Source organism: Sphingomonas sp. (assembly GCF_029239295.1).
Classification (GTDB): Bacteria; Pseudomonadota; Alphaproteobacteria; order Sphingomonadales; family Sphingomonadaceae; genus Sphingomonas.
The window spans coordinates 187,039-207,583 of the sequence record NZ_JAQZBC010000004.1; the positions used below are offsets into that span (position 1 = coordinate 187,039).

Annotated in this window: 26 protein-coding genes; 13 read left to right on the plus strand and 13 right to left on the minus strand. The window is 64.6% G+C overall.

Annotated elements, in window-relative coordinates:
* Nucleotides 1-21 precede the first annotated feature (21 nt).
* Nucleotides 22-1,083 (minus strand): bifunctional DNA-binding transcriptional regulator/O6-methylguanine-DNA methyltransferase Ada, encoded by a 1,062-nt coding sequence (ada, locus tag K0S66_RS05765; protein ID WP_301074247.1) that lies wholly within the window; start codon nucleotides 1,081-1,083, stop codon nucleotides 22-24.
* Nucleotides 1,084-1,164: 81 nt separating this feature from the next.
* On the opposite strand from ada, the gene K0S66_RS05770 reads away from it, so the two are divergent.
* Together K0S66_RS05770 and K0S66_RS05775 are read left to right on the plus strand one after the other, a co-directional pair.
* Nucleotides 1,165-1,944 carry an enoyl-CoA hydratase gene (locus tag K0S66_RS05770; RefSeq protein ID WP_301074248.1) on the plus strand — a complete coding sequence of 260 codons (780 nt, stop codon included), beginning with the start codon at nucleotides 1,165-1,167 and terminating at the stop codon, nucleotides 1,942-1,944.
* 60 nt (nucleotides 1,945-2,004) lie between these two features.
* Nucleotides 2,005-3,531, plus strand: coding sequence for a hypothetical protein (locus K0S66_RS05775; protein WP_301074250.1), 1,527 nt, complete (start codon nucleotides 2,005-2,007; stop codon nucleotides 3,529-3,531).
* 64 nt (nucleotides 3,532-3,595) lie between these two features.
* Here the strand turns inward: K0S66_RS05775 and K0S66_RS05780 are convergent, their stop codons facing one another.
* Nucleotides 3,596-4,288 (minus strand): dienelactone hydrolase family protein, encoded by a 693-nt coding sequence (locus tag K0S66_RS05780; RefSeq protein WP_301074251.1) that lies wholly within the window; start codon nucleotides 4,286-4,288, stop codon nucleotides 3,596-3,598.
* 137 nt (nucleotides 4,289-4,425) lie between these two features.
* Here K0S66_RS05780 and K0S66_RS05785 point away from each other — a divergent pair, with 137 nt between their 5' ends.
* From K0S66_RS05785 to K0S66_RS05810, 6 genes are all read left to right on the plus strand, one after another.
* A complete protein-coding gene (locus K0S66_RS05785) occupies nucleotides 4,426-4,995 on the plus strand; it encodes a F0F1 ATP synthase subunit delta (RefSeq protein ID WP_301074252.1) in 570 nt (189 codons plus the stop codon).
* 5 nt (nucleotides 4,996-5,000) lie between these two features.
* Nucleotides 5,001-6,530, plus strand: a complete 1,530-nt coding sequence (gene atpA, locus K0S66_RS05790; RefSeq protein WP_301074253.1) for a F0F1 ATP synthase subunit alpha — start codon at nucleotides 5,001-5,003, stop codon at nucleotides 6,528-6,530.
* 120 nt (nucleotides 6,531-6,650) lie between these two features.
* Nucleotides 6,651-7,532 (plus strand): F0F1 ATP synthase subunit gamma, encoded by an 882-nt coding sequence (locus K0S66_RS05795; RefSeq protein ID WP_301074255.1) that lies wholly within the window; start codon nucleotides 6,651-6,653, stop codon nucleotides 7,530-7,532.
* On the plus strand, nucleotides 7,532-8,140 hold the full coding sequence (locus K0S66_RS05800; protein ID WP_301074257.1) for a hypothetical protein: 609 nt from the start codon (nucleotides 7,532-7,534) through the stop codon (nucleotides 8,138-8,140). The genes K0S66_RS05795 and K0S66_RS05800 overlap by 1 nt, the downstream gene beginning before the upstream one ends.
* Nucleotides 8,141-8,216: 76 nt before the next feature.
* Nucleotides 8,217-9,692: a F0F1 ATP synthase subunit beta gene (gene atpD / locus K0S66_RS05805; protein WP_301074259.1), complete on the plus strand. Its 1,476-nt coding sequence runs from the start codon at nucleotides 8,217-8,219 to the stop codon at nucleotides 9,690-9,692.
* 113 nt (nucleotides 9,693-9,805) lie between these two features.
* Nucleotides 9,806-10,057: an ATP synthase F1 subunit epsilon gene (locus K0S66_RS05810; RefSeq protein WP_301074261.1), complete on the plus strand. Its 252-nt coding sequence runs from the start codon at nucleotides 9,806-9,808 to the stop codon at nucleotides 10,055-10,057.
* Between the two features lie 112 nt (nucleotides 10,058-10,169).
* Here the strand turns inward: K0S66_RS05810 and dapE are convergent, their stop codons facing one another.
* Together dapE and K0S66_RS05820 are read right to left on the minus strand one after the other, a co-directional pair.
* On the minus strand, nucleotides 10,170-11,288 hold the full coding sequence (gene dapE / locus K0S66_RS05815) for a succinyl-diaminopimelate desuccinylase (protein ID WP_301074262.1): 1,119 nt from the start codon (nucleotides 11,286-11,288) through the stop codon (nucleotides 10,170-10,172).
* Nucleotides 11,285-11,950 (minus strand): glutathione S-transferase family protein, encoded by a 666-nt coding sequence (locus K0S66_RS05820; RefSeq protein ID WP_301074264.1) that lies wholly within the window; start codon nucleotides 11,948-11,950, stop codon nucleotides 11,285-11,287. The genes dapE and K0S66_RS05820 overlap by 4 nt, the downstream gene beginning before the upstream one ends.
* Before the next feature lie 74 nt (nucleotides 11,951-12,024).
* On the opposite strand from K0S66_RS05820, the gene K0S66_RS05825 reads away from it, so the two are divergent.
* Nucleotides 12,025-13,536, plus strand: a complete 1,512-nt coding sequence (locus K0S66_RS05825) for a M20/M25/M40 family metallo-hydrolase (RefSeq protein ID WP_301074266.1) — start codon at nucleotides 12,025-12,027, stop codon at nucleotides 13,534-13,536.
* A 21-nt stretch (nucleotides 13,537-13,557) separates the two neighbouring features.
* On the opposite strand, the gene yihA is transcribed toward K0S66_RS05825, so the two are convergent.
* From yihA to K0S66_RS05855, 6 genes are all read right to left on the minus strand, one after another.
* Entirely contained in the window at nucleotides 13,558-14,286 is a 729-nt protein-coding gene (gene yihA / locus K0S66_RS05830) for a ribosome biogenesis GTP-binding protein YihA/YsxC (protein WP_301074267.1), read from the minus strand.
* On the minus strand, nucleotides 14,283-15,986 hold the full coding sequence (gene yidC / locus K0S66_RS05835) for a membrane protein insertase YidC (protein ID WP_301074269.1): 1,704 nt from the start codon (nucleotides 15,984-15,986) through the stop codon (nucleotides 14,283-14,285). The genes yihA and yidC overlap by 4 nt, the downstream gene beginning before the upstream one ends.
* 30 nt (nucleotides 15,987-16,016) lie before the next feature.
* Entirely contained in the window at nucleotides 16,017-16,229 is a 213-nt protein-coding gene (gene yidD, locus K0S66_RS05840; RefSeq protein ID WP_082103069.1) for a membrane protein insertion efficiency factor YidD, read from the minus strand.
* Nucleotides 16,226-16,576, minus strand: coding sequence for a ribonuclease P protein component (gene rnpA / locus K0S66_RS05845; RefSeq protein ID WP_301074298.1), 351 nt, complete (start codon nucleotides 16,574-16,576; stop codon nucleotides 16,226-16,228). Before rnpA ends, yidD begins: the two co-directional genes overlap by 4 nt.
* A 32-nt stretch (nucleotides 16,577-16,608) precedes the next feature.
* Nucleotides 16,609-16,743 carry a 50S ribosomal protein L34 gene (rpmH, locus tag K0S66_RS05850; RefSeq protein WP_028056723.1) on the minus strand — a complete coding sequence of 45 codons (135 nt, stop codon included), beginning with the start codon at nucleotides 16,741-16,743 and terminating at the stop codon, nucleotides 16,609-16,611.
* Between the two features lie 84 nt (nucleotides 16,744-16,827).
* Nucleotides 16,828-17,106 (minus strand): hypothetical protein, encoded by a 279-nt coding sequence (locus K0S66_RS05855; protein WP_301074270.1) that lies wholly within the window; start codon nucleotides 17,104-17,106, stop codon nucleotides 16,828-16,830.
* Nucleotides 17,107-17,211: 105 nt separating this feature from the next.
* Between K0S66_RS05855 and K0S66_RS05860 the strand changes: the two genes are divergently transcribed.
* Entirely contained in the window at nucleotides 17,212-17,340 is a 129-nt protein-coding gene (locus K0S66_RS05860) for a hypothetical protein (protein ID WP_301074300.1), read from the plus strand.
* A gap of 331 nt (nucleotides 17,341-17,671) precedes the next feature.
* Here the strand turns inward: K0S66_RS05860 and K0S66_RS16755 are convergent, their stop codons facing one another.
* A complete protein-coding gene (locus K0S66_RS16755; protein WP_366520783.1) occupies nucleotides 17,672-17,860 on the minus strand; it encodes a DUF6771 family protein in 189 nt (62 codons plus the stop codon).
* A 113-nt stretch (nucleotides 17,861-17,973) separates the two neighbouring features.
* Here K0S66_RS16755 and K0S66_RS05865 point away from each other — a divergent pair, with 113 nt between their 5' ends.
* The 3 genes from K0S66_RS05865 (at nucleotide 17,974) to K0S66_RS05875 (ending at nucleotide 19,321) form a co-directional block, all read left to right on the plus strand.
* Nucleotides 17,974-18,234, plus strand: coding sequence for a hypothetical protein (locus tag K0S66_RS05865; protein ID WP_301074272.1), 261 nt, complete (start codon nucleotides 17,974-17,976; stop codon nucleotides 18,232-18,234).
* 239 nt (nucleotides 18,235-18,473) lie between these two features.
* Nucleotides 18,474-18,962, plus strand: coding sequence for a hypothetical protein (locus K0S66_RS05870; protein WP_301074274.1), 489 nt, complete (start codon nucleotides 18,474-18,476; stop codon nucleotides 18,960-18,962).
* 119 nt (nucleotides 18,963-19,081) lie between these two features.
* Entirely contained in the window at nucleotides 19,082-19,321 is a 240-nt protein-coding gene (locus K0S66_RS05875; protein WP_301074275.1) for a hypothetical protein, read from the plus strand.
* 557 nt (nucleotides 19,322-19,878) lie between these two features.
* Here the strand turns inward: K0S66_RS05875 and K0S66_RS05880 are convergent.
* The gene (locus K0S66_RS05880; protein WP_301074276.1) at nucleotides 19,879-20,016 is read right to left on the minus strand and encodes a hypothetical protein; all 138 of its coding nucleotides are present in this window, start codon (nucleotides 20,014-20,016) and stop codon (nucleotides 19,879-19,881) included.
* Nucleotides 20,013-20,330 carry a hypothetical protein gene (locus tag K0S66_RS05885; protein ID WP_301074278.1) on the minus strand — a complete coding sequence of 106 codons (318 nt, stop codon included), beginning with the start codon at nucleotides 20,328-20,330 and terminating at the stop codon, nucleotides 20,013-20,015. The genes K0S66_RS05880 and K0S66_RS05885 overlap by 4 nt, the downstream gene beginning before the upstream one ends.
* Nucleotides 20,331-20,545 lie beyond the last annotated feature (215 nt).

Sequence of the window (20,545 nt, forward strand, 5' to 3'; positions counted from 1 at the left end):
CCTAACCAAAGCGCTGGCTGGTCAGTCGACGGGGCGCGCAGGGGCGTCCGAGCCGTCGGCCTGTTCGCGGGTGAGCAGCACGCGCTTTCGCTCCGGACCGAAGGCGTAGCCACCGATCGCGCCATCGCTGCGGGTGACGCGGTGGCAGGGGATCAGCACGGGGACATGGTTGGCGCCACATGCGCTGCCCGCCGCGCGAACGGCGCCCCGCCGGCCGGCGAGCGCGGCCAACTCAGCATAGCTGCGCGTCTCACCCGCCGGGATGGTGCGCAGCGCCTGCCAGATCGCCTCCTGAAAGGCGGTGCCGAGCACGTCGAGCGGAAGATCGTGATGGCGCGCCGGTGATTCGACGAGCGCGACGACCTGGCGGGCGAGGGTGGCAAGTGAGGCGTCGCCGGGCCTGATCTGGGCATTGGGGAAAAGCCGGCCGAGATCGTCGGGCGCGGCATCGAAAGCGATGCGGCAGATGCCGCGATCGGTGGCGGCGACCAGCATCGGGCCAAGGCTGGTGTCAGTGACGATCCACCGGATCGTGACTCCCGCGCCGCCCCGGCTCCACGCGCTGGGCGCCATGCCGAGCCGTTGAGCGCCGTGCGCGTAGAAGCGGCTGGGGGCCGAATAGCCACTGTCATAGATGGCGGCCGAGATCGAGGCGCCGGCGGCAAGCGCCTCGGCCGCGCGGCGTGCCTTCAGCCCGCGGGCATAAGCGGCGGGTGTCACGCCGGTGGCGCGTTTGAACAGGCGATGGAAATGGTGCGGCGCATAGCCGACGGCGGCGGCGAGCTGATCGAGCGATGGGGCGGGATCGGCCGCGTCGAGCAGGGTGATCGCGCGGGCGACGGCGGTACGGTCCCGGCCGATGTCATCCGGGCGGCAGCGCAGGCAGGCGCGGTATCCGGCAGCGCGCGCGTGATCGGGCGCCGGATAGAAGGACACGTTCTCGCGCCGCGGGTGGCGCGCGGGGCAGCTTGGCTTGCAGTAGATGCCGGTCGTGCGCACCGCGACGACGAAGCGGCCGTCGGCAGCACGATCGCGCGCGGCGAAGGCAGCCCAGGCCGATTCGGTGTCGATGGCGTCGCTCATGGTGCTGATGTACGACAGCGCGCAGACGCGAGCATCCCACGGCTTGCGATCAAAACAGAACAATGAAACGGGAGAGGGTGAATGGACGATCTGGTGTTGCTGGAGATCGACGGCGGCGTGGCGACGGTGACGTTGAACCGGCCGGGCGCGATGAACGCATTGTCCACGGCGCTGCGATCACGCCTGTACCAGGTGATGAAGCAGGTGGACGAGGACGACGCCGTGCGCGCCGTGGTGCTGACGGGGGCGGGCGAGCGGGCCTTCACCGCCGGGCTGGACCTGAAGGAACTGGGATCGCAGACCGGCGCGCTCGGTTCAGCCAATGCCCGCGGCGCGGACGAGAACCCGGTCAAGGCGATCGAGCTGTGTCGCAAGCCGGTGATTGGCGCGATCAACGGCGTTGCAATCACCGGCGGATTTGAGGTGGCGCTGGCCTGCGACATCCTGATCGCCAGCGAGAATGCGCGCTTTGCTGATACGCATGCGCGGGTCGGGGTGATGCCGGGCTGGGGACTGAGCCAGAAGCTGTCGCGGCTGATCGGTATTTCGCGGGCAAAGGAATTGTCGCTGAGTGGCAATTTCATCGATGCGGCGACCGCGGAGCGCTGGGGACTGGTGAACCGGGTGGTGCCGGCCGGGGAACTGCTGGCGGCCGCACGTGCGCTGGCCGCCGACATCGCATCCGCGGACGGAAATTTCATTGCCGCTTACAAGAAGCTGATCGACGACGGCTTTGCGCGCCCGTTCGGCGAAGCGATGGCGCTGGAGCATGAACGATCGTCCGCCGCGAACCGCGCAGTGACGCCGGAAGCGGTCGAGGCGCGCAGGGCCGCGGTGCAGGCGCGGGGGCGGTCGCAATAGCGCTTTTCTTCCCCACAATCCCCGCTAAGCTCATGGAACGGGGATAAAAATGGGGGATGGATGACCTGGGGGAAACTGGTCGCGCTGTGCGGTGCGATCCTGGCGGCGACGCCTGCTGCGGCCGAATGGCTGGAGGCGTCGTCGCGACACTTCGTGCTATATTCCAACACCAGCGAGAAAACGCTCCGGCGTCAGTCCGAGGCGCTGGAACGGCTCGACTGGGGACTTCGTCGGTTCAGTCAGCTGGGAGACGAGCCCGAGATTGCCTCGCGCAAGGTCACCGTCTTTCTGGTCGATGATTCGCAGGTGCGGTCGCTGTGCGGATGCCAGAACGTCGGGGGTTTTTACCTGTCGCGGGTGAGTGGATCGATCGCGTTCAGTGGCAAGGCGGCATCCTTTGGCGATAATGGCATCGGGCAGTTGGTGCTGTTCCACGAATATGCGCACCATTTCATGCTCGGGTCGTACGATCTGGCCTTTCCGGCGTGGTATTCGGAAGGGTTCGCCGAGTTCGCGTCGACGATGCGGATCAGCGACGATTCGGTGCAGATCGGCGTTCCGGCGCAGCATCGCGCGCGGGGGCTATTCCTGGGGCAGCGGTTTCGCGTGTCGGAGATGTTTGATCCGACGTTGCGATCGCGATTGGGCAGCGCCGAGCGGTATGATGCATTCTATGGGCGCGGCTGGCTGCTGACCCATTTCCTGACATTCCGGCCTGACCGGTTCCGCCAGTTCCAGGGGTATCTGCGCACGCTCAACTCCGGCACGCCGAGTGTTGCCGCTGCCGAGCAGGCGTTCGGCGACCTGAAGGCGATGTCGGTCGAGGTGGACGGATATCTGGCGAAGGCGCGCATGCCGGCGATGACCATGAAGTATGACGACCAGGCCTTGCCGACAGTGAACGTGCGGCGGCTGTCCCCGGGCGAGGCGGAGCTGATCGACCTGCGGATGCAATCGGTGCGGGGCGTGGACGAGGCGAAGGCCGCCAAGGTCCATGCCCAGGCAGGGCCGATCGCGGCGCGCCATGGTGATAATCCGATCGTGCAGGGCTGGCTCGCCGAAATGGCCTTTGACACGCAGGATTATGCGGGCGCGATCGCTGCGGCTGACCGGGCGATCGCCCGTGACCCGAAATCTGTACAGGCGCACCTGTACCGCGGGGCCGCGATGCTTCGCCAATTGCGCGACGCGCGCGTTCGCGACCCGGCGCAATGGACCGCCGCTCGGCGGAGCATCATCACCGCCAATCGCAGTGATCCCGACGATGCCGAGCCGTTGTGGTGGTTCTGGCTGAGCTTCCAGATGGAGGGAGCCAAGCCGACCGCGTCGGCGATCAAGGGGCTGTACCGCGCGCAGGAACTCGCGCGGCAGGATCGTTCGGTCAGGATGGCCGCAGCGCTGACTCGCATCGGCGCATCGGAATATGCCGAGGCGAAAAGGCTGCTGCGACCTGTCGCCTATGATCCGCACGGCGCGGCGAACAATCCGGCACTCGCAATGCTGACGGCGATGGAGGCGGGGGACGACGTCGGCGCCGTGCTGGCGGCTGGCGAAGCGACGCCGGGCGAGCCGGGCGCGCAGCCCTGAACCGGTGCCGGTGGCGGGCGGTGTTTGCGCGCCGGGCCGTCGCTGGAAGCCTGGCGGCGGCCTTTCAGCCGCCGGTTTCGCGGAACAGCGTCAGCGTGCGATCGCGTGCGAGCTCTGCGGACGGCGCGTGATAATCCTTGCGCCGATCCGAGTTGAAGCCGTGGCCCGCCTCGTAGACGAAAATGTCGGCGAGCGGGTGATTGCTGGCGATCGCCGCCTCCACGCCCTCCATCGGAATGCCACGATCGTAGCGGCCGAAATGCGCGATCACCGGAACGCGCGGCGGCGCCTCGGCCGCAAAGGCGGGGATCATGCTGCCATAATAGGCCGATGCCGCCGCCACACCGTCCAGCTTCGTCGCGGCTGCCCAGGCGACCGAACCGCCGTAGCAATAGCCAATGACGAACACCGGGCCCTCGTCGCGCAGCCGATCGATGCAGCTTTGCGTGTCCTTCAGGGACAGATCGAAGGGGTGAAGCGTACGGGCCAATTCGACCGCGCGTTCGAAGCCCGGCCCGCTATAGTCGGCCTCAAACCCCGGATGCTCCCGGTCAAATAGCGCGGGGGCGAGCACTTCATAGCCTTCGTCGGCGAAATCGTCGGCCATGTCGCGGATGTGATCGGTGACCCCGAATATTTCCTGTACCAGGACGACGCCGCCGCGCCGCTCCCCGGCGGGATCGACGTGATAGACCGCGATGTCCGCCCCATCGCTCATCGGGAGGCGGATCATCTCGCCCTTCGCGCCGTCTGCCATCGTCATCCCTCCGTTTCCGATTGTTGCATCCACGCTACCCCTTTGCTACGCGGCGGCCAACCCAAGCGTCGGCGCCATTCGCGCGTCGTGTTTTCGCATGGGGGTTTAACCTTAGTGCGAACGGGGATTCGACTCGCGTGGATGGTTCCAGCGGTAATCTAGGTGGCAGCATCCAGGCGAGCCTGGGCGGTCGGTATGCGACTGCGCTGTTTGACCTCGCCGAACAGGCAAGGACGATCGATACAGTGGAGGCGAGCCTGTCAAAGGTTCGAGCCGCGCTGGATCAGTCCGACGATTTCAAGGCGTTGACGACCTCTCCGGTCGTCCCGCGGGAAGCGGCAGGGAGGGCCGTGCTGGCGACCGCCGACGAGCTCGGCGTTGATCCCACCACGCGCAGCTTCCTGGGCGTGCTGGCGCAGAATCGCCGGCTTGCGCAGCTGCCCGCGATCATTCGCGCCTTTCGCATGCTTGCCGCGCATCATCGCGGCGAAGTCACCGCTGACGTCACCAGCGCGCACCCGCTGACCGACGATCAGATCGCCGAACTGAAGCAGCAGCTGCGCCAGCGCGTCGGCCGCGAGGTATCGGTCGACCTGTCGGTTGATCCTGCGCTGCTTGGCGGACTTGTTGTCCGCGTCGGCTCCCAGATGATCGATTCGTCGATCCGTACCCGCTTGAATGCGCTCGCCAGCGCGATGAAGGGCTAAGAACAATGGATATTCGCGCCGCAGAAATTTCCAAGGTCATCAAGGACCAGATCGCCAACTTTGGCACCGAGGCACAGGTCAGCGAGACCGGCCAGGTGCTCAGCGTCGGTGACGGCATTGCGCGCATCTATGGCCTCGACAACGTCCAGGCGGGCGAAATGGTCGAGTTCGCCAATGGCGTGCAGGGCATGGCCCTGAACCTGGAAGCCGACAATGTCGGCGTCGTGATCTTCGGCTCGGACGCCGAGATCAAGGAAGGCGACACCGTTCGTCGTACCGGCACCATCGTGGACGTGCCGGTCGGCCGTGGCCTGCTGGGCCGCGTGGTCGATGGCCTGGGCAACCCGATCGACGGCAAGGGCCCGATCGTGTCGACCGAGCGTCGCCGCGTCGAAGTGAAGGCGCCGGGCATCATTCCGCGCAAGTCGGTGCATGAGCCGGTGCAGACCGGCCTGAAGGCGATCGACGCACTGGTGCCGGTCGGCCGTGGCCAGCGCGAGCTGATCATCGGTGACCGTCAGACCGGCAAGTCGGCGATCGCGATCGACACGTTCATCAACCAGCGCGAGGTGAACAAGGGCGACGACGAAACGAAGAAGCTTTACTGCGTCTACGTTGCCGTCGGCCAGAAGCGTTCGACCGTCGCACAGCTGGTGCGCACGCTCGAGGAAAACGGCGCGATGGAATATTCCATCATCATCGCCGCGACCGCTTCGGACCCCGCACCGCTGCAGTTCCTGGCGCCGTACACCGGCACCGCGATGGGTGAATTCTTCCGCGACAACGGCATGCACGCCGTGATCGTGTTCGACGATCTGTCGAAGCAGGCCGTTGCCTATCGTCAGATGTCGCTGCTGCTGCGCCGTCCGCCGGGCCGTGAAGCGTATCCGGGCGACGTGTTCTATCTCCACTCGCGCCTGCTGGAGCGTGCGGCGAAGATGAACGATGCCAATGGCGGTGGTTCGCTGACCGCGCTGCCGATCATCGAGACGCAGGCAGGCGACGTGTCGGCCTACATCCCGACCAACGTAATCTCGATTACCGACGGCCAGATCTTCCTCGAAACCGACCTGTTCTTCGCGGGCATCCGTCCGGCGATCAACGTGGGTCTGTCGGTGAGCCGCGTGGGTTCGGCGGCACAGACGAAGGCGATGAAGAAGGTCTCGGGCTCGATCAAGCTGGAGCTGGCGCAGTATCGCGAGATGGCAGCGTTCGCTCAGTTCGGTTCCGACCTCGACGCGTCGACCCAGAAGCTGCTGAACCGCGGTGCGCGCCTGACCGAGCTGCTGAAGCAGCCGCAGTTCTCGCCGCTGCCGTTCGAGGAGCAGACGGTGTCGATCTTCGCCGGCACGAACGGTTACCTCGACAATGTCGCGGTGCAGGACGTGGTTCGCTACGAAGCGGCAATGCTGGCCTTCATGCGCGACCAGCATGGCGACACGCTGGCAAAGATCCGCGACACGCGCGACCTGGGCGACGAAGCCAAGGCGGGCGTGAAGAGCGCGCTTGACGCCTTTGCGAAGACGTTTGCGTAACGGATAGGGCAACACACCTCGTCACCCCGGCGGCTGGCCGGGGTCCCGCTTCTGCCATGCAGGAAAGTGGGAGGCCGCGTAGGCGCGGCATGACGGGTGAGGGGACGGTGAAGAACTAGAATGGCAAGCCTCAAGGCCCTCAAGATCCGCATCGGCTCGGTGAAGTCGACGCAGAAGATCACCAAGGCGATGAAGATGGTCGCCGCCGCGAAGCTGCGCCGTGCGCAGGAAGCGGCGATCGCCGGTCGCCCCTATGCGGAGCGGCTGGAAGCGGTGATGGCCAGCCTCGCGTCCAAGGTGACCGTCAGCGAGAACAGCCCCAAGCTGCTCGCGGGCACCGGCAAGGATCAGGTCCACCTGCTCGTCGTCGCGACGTCGGAGCGTGGCCTGGCCGGCGCGTTCAACACCAACATCGTTCGCGCGGCGCGCAAGAAGGCCGAAGAGCTGGAGCGCCAGGGCAAGACCGTGCGTTTCTACCTGGCGGGCAAGAAGGGCCGCGTGCTGCGTCGCTTCTATCCGGACGCGATCGTTGCCGATCATGAGCTTGGCCAGCACAAGATGCTGGGTTTCCAGCAGGCGCGTGAAGTGGCCGACGACCTGATCGCGCGCTTCGAGGCGGGCGAGTTCGACGTGGCGCACCTGTTCTACGCCAAGTTCCAGTCTGCGCTGGTGCAGATCCCCACGGGGCAGCAGATCATTCCGGTGTCGGTGCCGACTTCGACCGTCGCTGCCGCGAACGACGGCGACGCTGCCGTGGAATATGAGCCCGACGAGGAAGCGATCCTTGCCGAGCTGCTGCCGCGCAACGTTGCGATCCAGGTATTCCGCGCGATGCAGGAAAACGCCGCGTCCGAGCAGGGCAGCCGCATGACCGCGATGGACAATGCGACCCGCAACGCCGGCGACATGATCAAGCGCCTGTCGATCCAGTACAATCGCGCACGTCAGGCGGCGATCACGACCGAGCTGGTCGAGATCATCTCGGGCGCCGAAGCACTGTGATGAAGGCGGGCATCCTGCTGGCGGCGGCGACGCTTGCCCTGGCGGGTTGCTCCGGCACGCCTGTCGGCAACGAAACTGCGTCGGTGGACGCGGTGGGCAACGGCAGCTTCGTGTCGCCCAACCTTGCCGGGGGAACCTGGCAGGGGGTGTTCGACGATCCGGCCACGTCGATCGACCATTTCGCGCGCATCGGGCTTCGGCCCGGCGCGTATGAAAAGGTCGGAAGCGAGTGGCAGTCGAAGGCCGTGCCGACGGCGATGACCGATCCGTCCGCACCCGATCCGGTGATGGCCACGTTCGTTGCCGCCGGTGACGAGAAGAAGCTGTCGCGGATCACCTTCACGCTGGTCGAGCCGCTTCAGTCGAGCGATCAGCAGGCGCGCGACCAGTTCGACAAGTGGATGGGCCAGGCGCTCACCCAGCTTGGCGTGGCTGGCGGTGATGAAGCGGTGAAGGCGATCCATGGGGTGGCGCGGCCGGAGGGCAAGGTGCCCGGCGGTGCGCGCTACGCCGTCAATCGCAAGACGACCGATAAGGATCGGTTGCTGGCCGTGACCTTTACGCCCGGCAACCCTATATTAAACGGGACCGACCCGACGGCCAGCTGAGCCGCCGACACGCCCCGCACGACGTCCAACGACACAATCCTGCACCCGCAGGCACGACGAAGAAGGTAGAAGCAAGATGGCCACCGTCCTCGAGGATCGCCCGACCATTTCGGGCAGCAACAAAGTGGGCCGCATCAGCCAGGTGATCGGCGCCGTGGTCGACGTGACGTTCGAGCAGGATCACCTGCCGGCGATCCTGTCGGCGCTGGAGACGAGCAACAACGGCCAGCGGCTGGTGCTCGAAGTGGCGCAGCACCTGGGCGAGAACACCGTCCGCACGATCGCGATGGATTCGACCGAGGGTCTGACCCGCGGCCAGCACGTGACCGATACCGGCGCGCAGATCACCGTGCCGGTCGGCCCGGCGACGCTCGGCCGCATCCTGAACGTGGTCGGCGAGCCGATCGACGAGCGCGGCCCGGTGAATTCGGAACACCATGCGCCGATCCACGCCTCCGCCCCGCTGTTCGTCGACCAGTCGACCGAAAGCTCGATCCTGGTCACCGGCATCAAGGTGATCGACCTGCTCGCGCCTTATGCGAAGGGCGGCAAGATCGGCCTGTTCGGCGGCGCTGGCGTCGGCAAGACCGTGCTGATCCAGGAGCTGATCAACAACATCGCGAAGGGCCATGGCGGCACTTCGGTGTTCGCAGGCGTGGGCGAGCGTACCCGTGAGGGCAACGATCTGTACCACGAGTTCCTCGACGCCGGCGTTATCGCCAAGGACGCCGACGGCAACCCGATCAGCGAAGGTTCGAAGGTCGCGCTGGTGTTCGGCCAGATGAACGAGCCGCCGGGCGCTCGCGCACGCGTCGCGCTGTCGGGCCTGACGATCGCCGAATATTTCCGCGATGTCGAAGGCCAGGACGTGCTGTTCTTCGTCGACAACATCTTCCGCTTCACCCAGGCGGGTGCAGAGGTGTCGGCGCTGCTCGGCCGTATTCCGTCGGCCGTGGGCTATCAGCCGACGCTGTCGACCGACATGGGCGCGCTGCAGGAGCGCATCACCTCGACCAACAAGGGTTCGATCACCTCGGTTCAGGCCGTGTACGTTCCCGCGGACGATCTGACCGACCCGGCACCGGCAACGTCGTTCGCCCACTTGGACGCAACGACCGTGCTTAACCGCGCGATCTCCGAGCTCGGCATCTACCCGGCGGTGGATCCGCTGGACTCGACCAGCCGCGTTCTCGAGCCGCGTGTCGTCGGCCAGGAGCATTATGAGACGGCGCGCGCCGTGCAGACGATCCTGCAGAAGTACAAGTCGCTGCAGGACATCATCGCCATCCTCGGCATGGACGAGCTGTCCGAAGAGGATAAGCTGACCGTCAGCCGCGCCCGCAAGATCCAGCGCTTCCTCAGCCAGCCGTTCCACGTCGCCGAGGTGTTCACCAACATCCCGGGCAAGTTCGTGCAGATCGAGGACACGGTGCGCAGCTTCAAGGCGGTGGTGAATGGTGAGTACGATCACCTGCCGGAAGCAGCTTTCTACATGGTCGGCGGCATCGACGAAGTCGTCGCCAAGGCCGAGAAGCTGGCGCAGGAAGCGTAAGCACACCTCCCTCCTGTCCAACAGGAGGGTCGAGGGCGGGGATTGGCGAAGCCGCTGCCCCTCCCGCAGGCCCTCCCAGCCCCTTCCGGTGTGGAAGGGAGTGAGAAGAAGAAATGCTGCACTTCGAACTCGTCACGCCTGAACGCCTCGTCCGCAGCGAGAGCGTCTACATGGTCACCGTACCCGGCACCGAAGGTGACTTCGGCGTGCTGGAGGGTCATGCGCCATTGATGTCGACCATCCGCGACGGCAATCTGCTGGTCCAGAAGACCGCGGGCGGCGCACCGGAGACGATCGCCATCCGGGGCGGATTCGCGGAAGTGAACGCGAATGGCCTGACCGTTCTGGCGGAGCACGCTGCCTGACGGGCGGCTGACTCACCCGCTTCGACGATCTTTTGCAAAGGCTCTCCCGGACCCGGTCCGGGGGAGCCTTTGTCATACCCGGCCAGCCCCGCCAGGCGCAGTGTTGCCCTTGTCAGCCGAAGCTGCGGCGGAGGAAATCGGCGTAGATCGCCGTCAGGGCGCGGAGATCAGATACAGCGACCGCTTCATCAAGCTTGTGCATGGTGGCGTTGACCAGGCCGAACTCAATGACCGGGCAGACCGCGGCGAGGAAGCGCGCGTCCGATGTGCCACCCGTCGTGGAGAGTTCGGGCGTGATCCCGGTACATGCCTCGATTGAAGCTGCCAGCGTGGCGGAAAGCGCGCCGGGTTCAGTCAAAAACGCTTCGCCCGACACCTTCGGCGTGACGATCGCTTCGGGCGCGTGGCGATGGACGATCGCGGCAATGCGAGCACCGAGTTCTTCACCGCGATGCAGATCGTTGAAGCGGATCGATAGGCGGGCGCTGGCGCTGGCTGGAATGACATTCGTCGAGGGGTTGCCGACGGTGATGTCGGTCACCTCGATATTGGACGGCTGGAACCAGTCGGTACCCTCGTCGAGGACGATGGCATCGATCTCCGCAAGCGCAGCAACGAGGCGGGGGATCGGATTGTCCGCGAGGTGGGGGTAGGCGACATGGCCCTGCCGGCCTGGAACGTCGATCCAGATGTTGACCGAGCCTCGCCGGCCGATCTTCATCATGTCCCCTAGGCGGGCAGCGGAGGTCGGCTCACCCACCAAACACGCATCGGGACGAATGCCCCGCCCGGCCATGCGGTCGATCAGCGCGCGGGTGCCGTAAAGCGCGGGACCTTCCTCGTCACCGGTAATCAGCAGGCTGATGGTGCCGGGCCCCTCCACCTGCGCCGTCGCCGCGACGAAGGCCGCGATGGCGCCTTTCATGTCGACGGCGCCGCGGCCGTAGAGGAGGTCGCCGCGAACCTCCGGCTCAAACGCGCCGCTCGTCCAGCCCGGACCGGGGGGGACCACGTCGAGGTGGCCGGCAAAGGCGATATGCGGCCCGCCGCTGCCGCGCAGAGCGAGCAGGTTCTCTACCGGCCCATCAGGTGCCTCGCCGACGACGAAGCGATCGACCTGGAAGCCGAGCGGGCGTAATGCCGCCTCCAGCACATCGAACACAGGCCCGCGGGCGGGCGTGACGCTTTCACAAGCGAGCAGCGCCTGCGTCAGCGCGAGAACGTCGCTCATTGCTGTGCCGGCTGCTCAAACTGTTCGATCACCCAATCCTCTTCCTGCGCGCCCGCGATCCAATCCTGCATGAAGGGGTGGGCAAGCACAGCGGCGATATAGGATTGCGCGAAGCGGGCGACCGGCAGCGAATAGGTGACGATCCGGGTGCACACCGGCGCGAACATGATGTCCACGGCGCTGAACTGGCCGAACAGGAAATCGCCGTCGCCGCCCCATCGCGCGCGGGCCTGCGCCCACAATTCCATCATCCGCGAAAGGTCTGCAACCACGCCCTCGGACGGTGTGATCGGCGGATAGATCTGGCGGATGTTCATGCTGTGCTCGCGCCGGAGCGAGACAAAGCTGGAGTGCATTTCCGCCGCCATCGACCGTGCCATTGCCCGTGCCGCATCGTCGGCAGGCCAGAAGACATCGCGCCCGACCTTGTCGGCAAGATATTCGATGATGGCCAGGCTGTCCCACACCACCGCCTCACCATCCCACAGGATCGGCACCTTGCCCGAGGAGGGGGCGAACTCGGCGCCCTCGCGACGCCGGTCCCAATCCTGATCGTAGAGCGGCACCACGACTTCCTCGAACGGAACGCCTGACTGTTTGCAGGCGAGCCAGCCGCGCAGCGACCAGGAGGAATAGGCCTTGTTGCCGATGATCAATTTCATGGCTGCAAGGGGTAGAGCCGCGCGCGACCCCGTGCAACATTCGCCCGGAGAAACGCAAAAGACGGGGGGCTATTATGGAGACGGATCGACGCGGGCTGCTGGGTGGCGCGGTGGCAGGGGCGGCGTTGCTGGCGCCCGGAGCGGCGACGGCGCAGGCTGGAAACATGGACAAGATCCGGCGCGCGGTCGCCGCCGGCCATGACGAGGCGATTGCGCGGCTGCGGCAGTGGATCGCGCTACCCTCCATCGCGGCGGAGAACCGCGACATGGACAAGGGCGCGGCGATGATGGCGCATATGGCGCGCGACGCGGGCTTTCAGCACGCCACCATCGTCCCCACCGATGGCGCGCCGGGCGTGTTCGCGACGATGGATAATGGCGCGGCAAAGACGCTGGGCCTGTATTTCATGTACGACGTCAAGCAGTTCGACCCGGCGGAATGGACATCGCCGCCGCTGGAAGGACGGATGGTCGACAAGCCGGGGCTGGGCAAGGTGCTGGTCGGGCGCGGAGCGGTGAACCAGAAGGGGCCCGAAAGCGCGATGCTGGCCGCGCTTCACGCGTTCAAGCGCGCGGGCGTGAAGCCGCCGGTCAATCTGGTACTGGTGGCGGAGGGCGAGGAGGAGATCGGCTCTCCGCATTTCAAACAGATCGTCGAGCGGCCTGAGGTGCTGGCGGCGCTGAAGAAGTGCAGCGGCGTGATCATCCCGGCGATGTGGCAGGACCCGACGACGGGCGATTTCACGATCAACCTGGGCGCCAAGGGCATCGTCGAGCTGGAGCTGATCGCCTCGGCCGAGAATTGGGATCGCGGGCCGACGCGCGACATCCATTCGAGCCAGAAGGCGATCATCGATGCGCCGGCGTGGCGGCTGGTCAAGGCGCTCGACACGTTGGTGTCCGAGGACGGAAACACACCGACGATCGACGGTTGGTTCGACAAGGTCCGCCCGCTGACCGCCCGCGAGAAGGCGCTGATCGCGGAGAGCGCGCGGGCACGCGATTCGGCCGACGCGCTGCGGCAGGCCGGGGTGAAGAAGTGGATCGGCGAGGAAAGCTGGCAGGCGACGCTGGAGCGGCTGGCGGCGATGCCGACGGTCAATATCGAGGGGCTTGTTGCGGGCTATACCGGGCCGGGCGGCAAGACGATCCTGCCCGCGAAGGCGACGGCGAAGCTCGATTTCCGGCTGGTACCCAACCAGACCTACGCCGATTGCGTCGCCAAGGTCCGTGCGCATCTCGACAAGCGCGGGTTCAAGGACATCGCCGTCAAGGTGGGTGGCGGCTATGACCCGACCGAGACGGCGGAGGATTCAGCGCTGATCAAGGCCGAACGCGCGACGTGCGAGCGGGCGGGGGTGAAGACGACGGTCTATCCGCGGCTCGCGGGCAGCTGGCCGGGCTATATCTTCACCGGCGCGCCGGTGTCGCTACCCGCGGGACAGTTTGGGCTGGGTCATGGCAATGGCGCGCATGCGCCCGACGAATATCTGTTGATCGAAAGCACCAATCCGAAGGTGCTCGGTTATGACGGAGCGACCGCGGTGTTCGCCGATTTCCTGTACCAGATCGCAGCGACCGGCTGAGCCGGGCGGCGAGGCGATCGGTCAGCCGATCGCCTCGATCACCGCGGCGCGCAGTTCCGGGATGCCCATGCCCTTTTCAGCGGAGGTGGCGATGATCTCCGGATGCGCGGCGGGGCGCTTGCGTGCCTCGGCGACCGTGCGTTCGGTGACCTCGACCAGTTCGGACGCCTTGATCTTGTCCGCCTTGGTCAAGACCATGCGGTAGCTGACCGCCGCCTTGTCGAGCATTTCGAGGATCTCGCGGTCGACATCCTTCACGCCGTGGCGCGCGTCGATCAGTACGAGGGCGCGCTTCAGCACCTGACGTCCGCGCAGGAAATCGTTCACCAGGAAGCGCCATTTCTTGACGACGTCCTTCGGCGCCTTGGCGAAGCCGTAGCCGGGCATGTCGACGAGGCGGAACAGCAGCGGATCGCCCACGTCGAAGAAGTTCAGTTCCTGCGTGCGGCCCGGTGTGACGGAGGTACGCGCGAGCGTCTTGCGGCCCGTCAGCGCGTTGATCAGCGACGACTTGCCGACGTTCGAGCGGCCGGCAAACGCCACCTCCGGCACCAGCGGATCGGGCAGGAACTGCAGCGCGGGCGCCGACTTCAGAAACTCGATGCGGCCGGCAAAGACCTTGCGCGCAAACTCGATCTCGTCGGCGGAGCGATCCGCCGTCTCGTTGATGTCTGGCGCAACGTGACTCGCAGCCTCCGGCACCGGCGCTGCGCCGGGCGTATCACCGGTGTCGGAGGACGAGACGGTCATTTCGATGGTGCTTCCTTCAGGCCCGGATGGCGGGCGTAGAGCAGCTTCTGCTGCAGAATCGTGAGAACGTTGGAGGTGATCCAGTACACCTGGAGACCGACCGCGAACGGCGCCATCACGAACATCAACACCCACGGCATCAGCGCAAAGATCTGCTTCTGCGCGTCATCCATCGGCGCCGGGTTCAGCTTGAACTGGAAGTACATGCTGATGCCGAGGAGGATCGGGATCACACCGATGGCGAGGAACGAGGGCGGCGTGAAGGCGAGCAGGCCGAACAGGTTGACCGGGGTCAACGGATCCGGCGCGGACAGATCCTTGATCCAGCCAACGAACGGCTGGTGCCGCATTTCGATGGTCAGCATCAGCATCTTGTACAGCGCGTAGAACACCGGGATCTGGAGCAGGGTGGGGGCGCAACCCGCGAGCGGGTTGACCTTCTCCGCCTTGTACAGCGCCATGATCTCCTGCTGCATGCGCGGCTTGTCGTCCTTGAAGCGCTCCTGGATCGCTTTCATCTTCGGCTGCACGGCGCGCATGTTCGCCATCGACGCGAACTGGCGCTGCGCGATCGGGAACATCAGCAGACGGATCGTCAGCGTCAGCAGGATGATGGCGACGCCGAAGTTGCCGACATGGCGGAACAGCCAGTCGAGATAATAGAAGATCGGCTTTTCAACGACGCGGAACCAGCCCCAATCGAGGGCATAGTCGAACCGGGTGACGCCTTCCTTATCGGTGTAGTGATCCAGCAGGCGCACCTCCTTCGCACCGGCGAAGAAGCGGCTGGTCTGGGTCAGCTGGCGACCGGGCGGCAGCAGCTGGGCGTTACTGGTGTAATCGCCCTGGTACGCCTTGTTGGCGCCGGCGCGGAACTGCCCGTCGAACGGACGCGCCTGATCCGGGATCAGCGCCGTCAGCCAATATTTGTCGGCGAACCCGAGCCAGCCACCGGTGGTGGAGAAGCGCTGCGGGGTTTCGTCCAGATCCTTGAAGTCGACGTCATAGTCGGCCTTGTCATTGTGGACCGACATCGGGCCGACGTGGATCGTCCAGCTATCGGGATCCTTTGACACGCCAGCGCGATTGACGAGGCCGTAAGCAGCGACCGGAACAGCGCCGGTGCCGGCATTGGCGACCGTCTGCTTGACGCCGAACATGTAGCCGTCGTCGACGGTGAGTTCGATCGAGAAGCGCTGGCCCTTGTCGTTGGTGGCTGTCAGCGTCACCGGCTTACCCGGCGCGAGCAGGTTCGACGAAGCCTTCCAGACCGTATCGGACGAGGGCGGCGAGAGGCCGTCGTCGCGCCAGCCAAAAGCAGCGAAATACGCCTCCGGGGCGCCGGCCGGCGACAGCAGGCGCACCGGCGGCGAATCCTTCGCGACGGTGACCTTGTAATTCTTCAGCACCAGATCGTCGATCCGGGCGCCCTTCAGGTTGATCGAGCCGTGCATCGTCGGCGTGTCGATCTGCACCCGTGGCGTTTCGCGCAGCACCACCGCACGGTCGCGATTGGCGGCCGGCGTGTCAGCGGTGGGATCGGCATTCTTGTTCGGCAGGACCTCAGTCTTGCCGTCCTCGATTTTCGTCACCGGGGGATTGGCGGTCGGGAAGAAGCGGTTCTGCACCACTGGCCAGCCGAACAGGATCAGCGCCGCGATCACCGCGAACAGGACGAAATTCTTGTTCTCTTTGTTCACGAGCGCCTTATTCCCTCTGGGCCCAATCCATCATGGGACCGGATCATAGCCGTGCCCGCCCCACGGATGACATCGCGCGATGCGCTTTGCCGCGAGCCAGCTGCCTCGTGCTGCGCCATAGCGGCGCAAGGCCTCGATTGCATAGGCCGAACAGCTGGGCTGGTAACGACAGGTTGGCGGCAGGATCAGCGACGGGCCAAGTTGCCAGAGCCGTGCCACCAGGATCAGCAGGCGGGCGATCATCCCGGAACCTTGGCGTTGACGCGCGACGACGTCTTGCGCAACGCTTTGCCAAGTTCGGCCTGAAGGCTGGCGTAATCCCGCTCGATCCCGCCCATTCGCCCAATCAGCACATGATCCGCGCCGGGCACACCCGATGCCGGCAGCAGTTCCCGCGCGAGCGCACGCAGCCGGCGCTTCATCCGGTTACGTACCACGGCGTTGCCGATTTTCTTGGTGACGGTATAGCCGACGCGGATCGTCGCGTCGCCATCATTGCGGGGGCGCACCAGCAGCACGAAGCCAGGCATTGGTGCGCGCTCGCCCGCGTTCGCCGCCAGGAAATCCCGGCGGCGGGTAAGCGTCTGAATGATCGTATCGCCTGCGCGAGGCTGCCCGGCTGTTAGGCCGACAGCTTCTTGCGACCGCGGGCGCGACGTGCCCGGATCACCGCGCGGCCGCCGACCGTCGCCATCCGCGCACGGAAGCCGTGACGGCGTGCCCGCACCAGGTTGCTCGGCTGAAAGGTCCGCTTCATTGCTCATTCCCGAATCTGAAAAAGAAGGGCCGCCACGAGGGGCAGCCCGAACATGGCGCCGCATAGGTGAAGGCGACGGGTAAGTCAACGCGACCCCAGCACCCGATCACGCGCGCGGCGCCGAAGCGCGCTGCGACGGCGCATTGCACGATCGGCGATGTTGCCGACCCGCGGCCACCGCCGCTTCATCCGCGCCCAGCGAACCTGCGCCCGGCGCGAGTTGCGCAGGATCAGGATCATGCCGCCGGCAAACAGGAAGATGCCGCCCGGTCCCGGCAGCGGCCCGAGCGCGGCCGCGCCCACCAGCAGCACACCGCCGAGCGTGAGCTGGAAGATCCGCATGGCAGGGTGGCGATCGCGCATGGGGCGCATGTGGCTCCGGTGTATTGCAAAGACAAGACGGTGATGAATGGTTTGCAGCGCTGACAAAGCGGCTATGAACGACGGCATAACAGGGGCGGGGGATGCATGGCGGCAATCGTCGCGACGGTGGCGTATCTGGGGCTGGAGGCGCGCGCGGTCGAGGTGCAGGTGCAACTGATCGCGGGGCTGCCGGCGTTCAAGCATGTAGCTTACGCAAACGAAATCTGGGGCTGAAGCAAAACGGCGATTCCTGGGGTCCTTAGCTGATCAGCCCCGCAGGCGAGCGATCCTGCGCCGCCACGCGCCCTCATCTTTTGGCCAGCAGTTGGGAGCGGTGGGCTGGTTCGAGGCGGGCCGTATGCCGATCGGGCGAGAGCCGCAGACTGAGCAACGAAGCCTCTCCCGCGGCATGTGAACGCGGGTGTCGAACCGATTTATAAACAACCAGCGTGCGAAGTTCTCTCCATCTACGACTGACCTATGGCCGCATCCACACCTGACTTCCAGATTGCGGCCCAGCCGGGACATCTGGCTAAGCGTCTCTATCTTGTAATTGGCAGACACGTCACAGCGGCAGAGCCATTTGGCGAGCATCGTAGCAGGGTTGGGATGCCTGAAGCGCGCCGATGATCGTCTCGGCTAACTCGGTTGCCGCTGCTTCGCGGATGCTCTTACTCGGCGCGGTAAGCCCAACGCGCGCCCAAGCAGGCGCCGTGAGGAGGGTATGGGCGAGGCTAGAGGGATCGTGCTTCATAACGAGAACAGACCACGAACAATCGATTCGGTTCAAGCCCGTTAGCTGAGAAAAGCGGCCTGTCCGCTTTCGCCCAATTGCCGACAATGTTTGCTACCTTCATACAGCGGTCGATGGCCAACACCCTGGAACCAATCCGCTATCGCACCGCGCTCTGCGTGTCGTCAGCGCTTGCTTTGCTGGCAGTATCCGGCTTGGGAATGGGCGGCCCTCACGGCGCAATCGGCTGGGTCAATTTCCTGCTGCTGCTGTTTTTCCCAATGGCCATTTGGCTATCGCGACACGGTGCAGCCGCGCCTTACCTTCAAGTCTTATCCCTTGCGATTGCCGCGGTGGCGGTTGGTTACGTGACCTTCGTCGCCTTTGCAGAGTAACGTCCGGTTTCCACCCAATCTAGGCCGCTCTTGCACGGTGGGGCATTCCACGAGCGGACAGGCAGGAACCGCCCCAGTTCAAATCATTGGCGCGGCCCGCTGGACTAGCCGGAAGCGGTCAGATCTTCGGTTCGCCGCTGGAGGTCGAGTTAGCTTGCGACTGGAGGCGCCATAGCTTCCGGATACCCCTTCCGCATTGACATGTTTCACGCTGATATGGCTTTGCATGGAGAGGGTGATTGATGAGAATAGCTTGGGCGAGCAACATCGCGGCAGGGTCGCTAGCCATACTGGCCTGCTCCGGTACTGCCGCCGCTGACGCCGGAGACAAGCTGACGATCAATGTTGATCTGTCAGAATGGACGCCATCGCAGACGCTGGAGCTAGATCTGACCTCGGGTGACTACGTTGTGACTCCGCCTGTCGCCGGCTGGCCTAAGGGGTTTCCGATGACACCCCGTCATACCGGTAGGCTGCAAGGTGACGTGCTCGAGAACGTGCGCCAGCTTTCAGATCGCGCCTTCGCAAGCGGCGTTAACGACAACACTTGCGCTTCGAAGCAGCTCGAAGGGCCGCCGCCCCCGCCTAGTCATGCGGTTGGCCCAGACGAGTTCACGCTGGTGAAGAACGGCGTGCGGATTAAGTCGGATGCGATCTACTGTCTGACAAGCGAAGCAGAAGCTATGTACCGGATTGTTAAAGCGCTGTTTGATCACCGAAGGCCCTAAACGCGCTCTAGGCTGATGACCTGAACGCCGGCTTTCTTCCGCTTCCCATTAGTCTGGGTGCCGATTGTCCCTAATCGCCCCACTAGCGTACACCAGCGTTATTGTGTCACGAGATATCCATGCCGAATGACGACGCCGATTTCTCTTTAAACCGCGACACTCAATGGGACGTGTTGCCCGGCTGGGTGAAGGTCGTAGCCGTGACGATCGGACTTCCTGCTTGGTTCGTGTTCGTCGGAAGTCTCTTTCTAGGCGAGGTCGGTAGTCATTATTCGGTCGCGGCGTTCGTAATCTTTGCGGCGGTCGCAGCCCTTCAAGGGATATTCGTTTTTCGCGTATATTGGCGAATGGGCCTATGATCGCAGGTTTCCACCCAATCTCAGCCGTTCACGACGGCACCCGCGAAATTTGAAGCGGCCAGGCAGCTACCGCCCCAGTTGCGGACGTTGAGGGTGCCAGTATGCTTCGAGCGATGGCACCAAAGATCCTCACACCTGTTCTGTTGGGGCTGGTATCATTGACGTTAAGCAGTCGAGGCGAGGCCATTCCAAACGATTACGGCTCGTCGCTTAGGCTTGATGCTTCCGGGCCGATGTCGCCCCGTGAAGTGGCAGCGTGTTTGGGGAAGCGTTCCGGTGTCGGATTGGCAGTCGCCAACCCTGTCCGTGGGCGACGACGGTCATTTCTCAACTTGTTTGTTCGAGGAGGTCGCCTCGATCCAGGCAAGCCGTTGGTTAACGAGGTTCGGTTCCTGACAGTGATCCTGACTCCAAAAGCCGCTGGCACCCGCGCGCGCCTGTATCTTCGGTCGTCCTATCGACTACGATCAACAGACGGTTCGATCCTCTTCCGATGCCTGAGGCAGGCATGATTGCTCTTGTCAGCCAACGTCCGCTTTCCACCCAATGCTCGCCATTCAATCATGCTTTTCAATCGAGACGTTCAGGAGCGCCAAAGCAATATCGATGGCACGCTTGATGCGCTCATTCGGAGTGAGGTCTGGCTGATCGGCAATCTCGTTGAGCACGATCGCATCCAATGCGTCGCGGCTCATCGCATCCACCTCTTGATCTCGACATAGACCTGAGCATCAAAGGCGGCAGTGATGATCTTACGAGAGAACGGCACCCCGTCATGAAACGTGATTGAGCCGTTGTGTCGGAAGCGCCAGAAATAGGTGGAGAGGAATGAGTGCCTCTTGAGGCCAGAGGCTTCCAGCATCTCTGCGATGAGGCTCGCGGCGCGCGTTGTCTCGATGTGGTCGAGCGGTTCGGCTACCGGAAATGCGAACAGGACCGTCTTGCTGCGTCCGGTCTGGGTGTCGATCTCGTAACAGGCCAAACCTAGCTCTGGCAGCATATCGCGCACCTTCTGCGCGGCGACCTCTCGGTATTCGAGAGTGATGAGGCTTGTGCCTTCGTGGTGATCCTCATCGTGTCCACCGATCCAGCGTGAGAAGCTGAATAGGTCGCTTAAGCCACCTTCTGTTGATTTGCACTGAGAGTTGACCCGGAGTTTTCATCGAGAATGGACCCGTGTCGTGAAGTTTATGTCATACCCGCTGGGTTGCGGGTCAAGTTGCG

Bases quoted from the DNA above. Each gene is read 5' to 3' on its own strand.
- ada (WP_301074247.1), bottom strand. From the start codon at position 1,083: ATGAGCGACGCCATCGACACCGAATCGGCCTGGGCTGCCTTCGCCGCG.
- K0S66_RS05770 (WP_301074248.1), top strand. From the start codon at position 1,165: ATGGACGATCTGGTGTTGCTGGAGATCGACGGCGGCGTGGCGACGGTG.
- K0S66_RS05775 (WP_301074250.1), top strand. From the start codon at position 2,005: ATGACCTGGGGGAAACTGGTCGCGCTGTGCGGTGCGATCCTGGCGGCG.
- K0S66_RS05780 (WP_301074251.1), bottom strand. From the start codon at position 4,288: ATGGCAGACGGCGCGAAGGGCGAGATGATCCGCCTCCCGATGAGCGAT.
- atpA (WP_301074253.1), top strand. From the start codon at position 5,001: ATGGATATTCGCGCCGCAGAAATTTCCAAGGTCATCAAGGACCAGATC.
- K0S66_RS05795 (WP_301074255.1), top strand. From the start codon at position 6,651: ATGGCAAGCCTCAAGGCCCTCAAGATCCGCATCGGCTCGGTGAAGTCG.
- K0S66_RS05800 (WP_301074257.1), top strand. From the start codon at position 7,532: ATGAAGGCGGGCATCCTGCTGGCGGCGGCGACGCTTGCCCTGGCGGGT.
- atpD (WP_301074259.1), top strand. From the start codon at position 8,217: ATGGCCACCGTCCTCGAGGATCGCCCGACCATTTCGGGCAGCAACAAA.
- K0S66_RS05810 (WP_301074261.1), top strand. From the start codon at position 9,806: ATGCTGCACTTCGAACTCGTCACGCCTGAACGCCTCGTCCGCAGCGAG.
- dapE (WP_301074262.1), bottom strand. From the start codon at position 11,288: ATGAGCGACGTTCTCGCGCTGACGCAGGCGCTGCTCGCTTGTGAAAGC.
- K0S66_RS05820 (WP_301074264.1), bottom strand. From the start codon at position 11,950: ATGAAATTGATCATCGGCAACAAGGCCTATTCCTCCTGGTCGCTGCGC.
- K0S66_RS05825 (WP_301074266.1), top strand. From the start codon at position 12,025: ATGGAGACGGATCGACGCGGGCTGCTGGGTGGCGCGGTGGCAGGGGCG.
- yihA (WP_301074267.1), bottom strand. From the start codon at position 14,286: ATGACCGTCTCGTCCTCCGACACCGGTGATACGCCCGGCGCAGCGCCG.
- yidD (WP_082103069.1), bottom strand. From the start codon at position 16,229: ATGATCGCCCGCCTGCTGATCCTGGTGGCACGGCTCTGGCAACTTGGC.
- rpmH (WP_028056723.1), bottom strand. From the start codon at position 16,743: ATGAAGCGGACCTTTCAGCCGAGCAACCTGGTGCGGGCACGCCGTCAC.
- K0S66_RS05855 (WP_301074270.1), bottom strand. From the start codon at position 17,106: ATGCGCGATCGCCACCCTGCCATGCGGATCTTCCAGCTCACGCTCGGC.
- K0S66_RS05860 (WP_301074300.1), top strand. From the start codon at position 17,212: ATGGCGGCAATCGTCGCGACGGTGGCGTATCTGGGGCTGGAGGCGCGC.
- K0S66_RS16755 (WP_366520783.1), bottom strand. From the start codon at position 17,860: ATGAAGCACGATCCCTCTAGCCTCGCCCATACCCTCCTCACGGCGCCT.
- K0S66_RS05865 (WP_301074272.1), top strand. From the start codon at position 17,974: ATGGCCAACACCCTGGAACCAATCCGCTATCGCACCGCGCTCTGCGTG.
- K0S66_RS05875 (WP_301074275.1), top strand. From the start codon at position 19,082: ATGCCGAATGACGACGCCGATTTCTCTTTAAACCGCGACACTCAATGG.
- K0S66_RS05880 (WP_301074276.1), bottom strand. From the start codon at position 20,016: ATGAGCCGCGACGCATTGGATGCGATCGTGCTCAACGAGATTGCCGAT.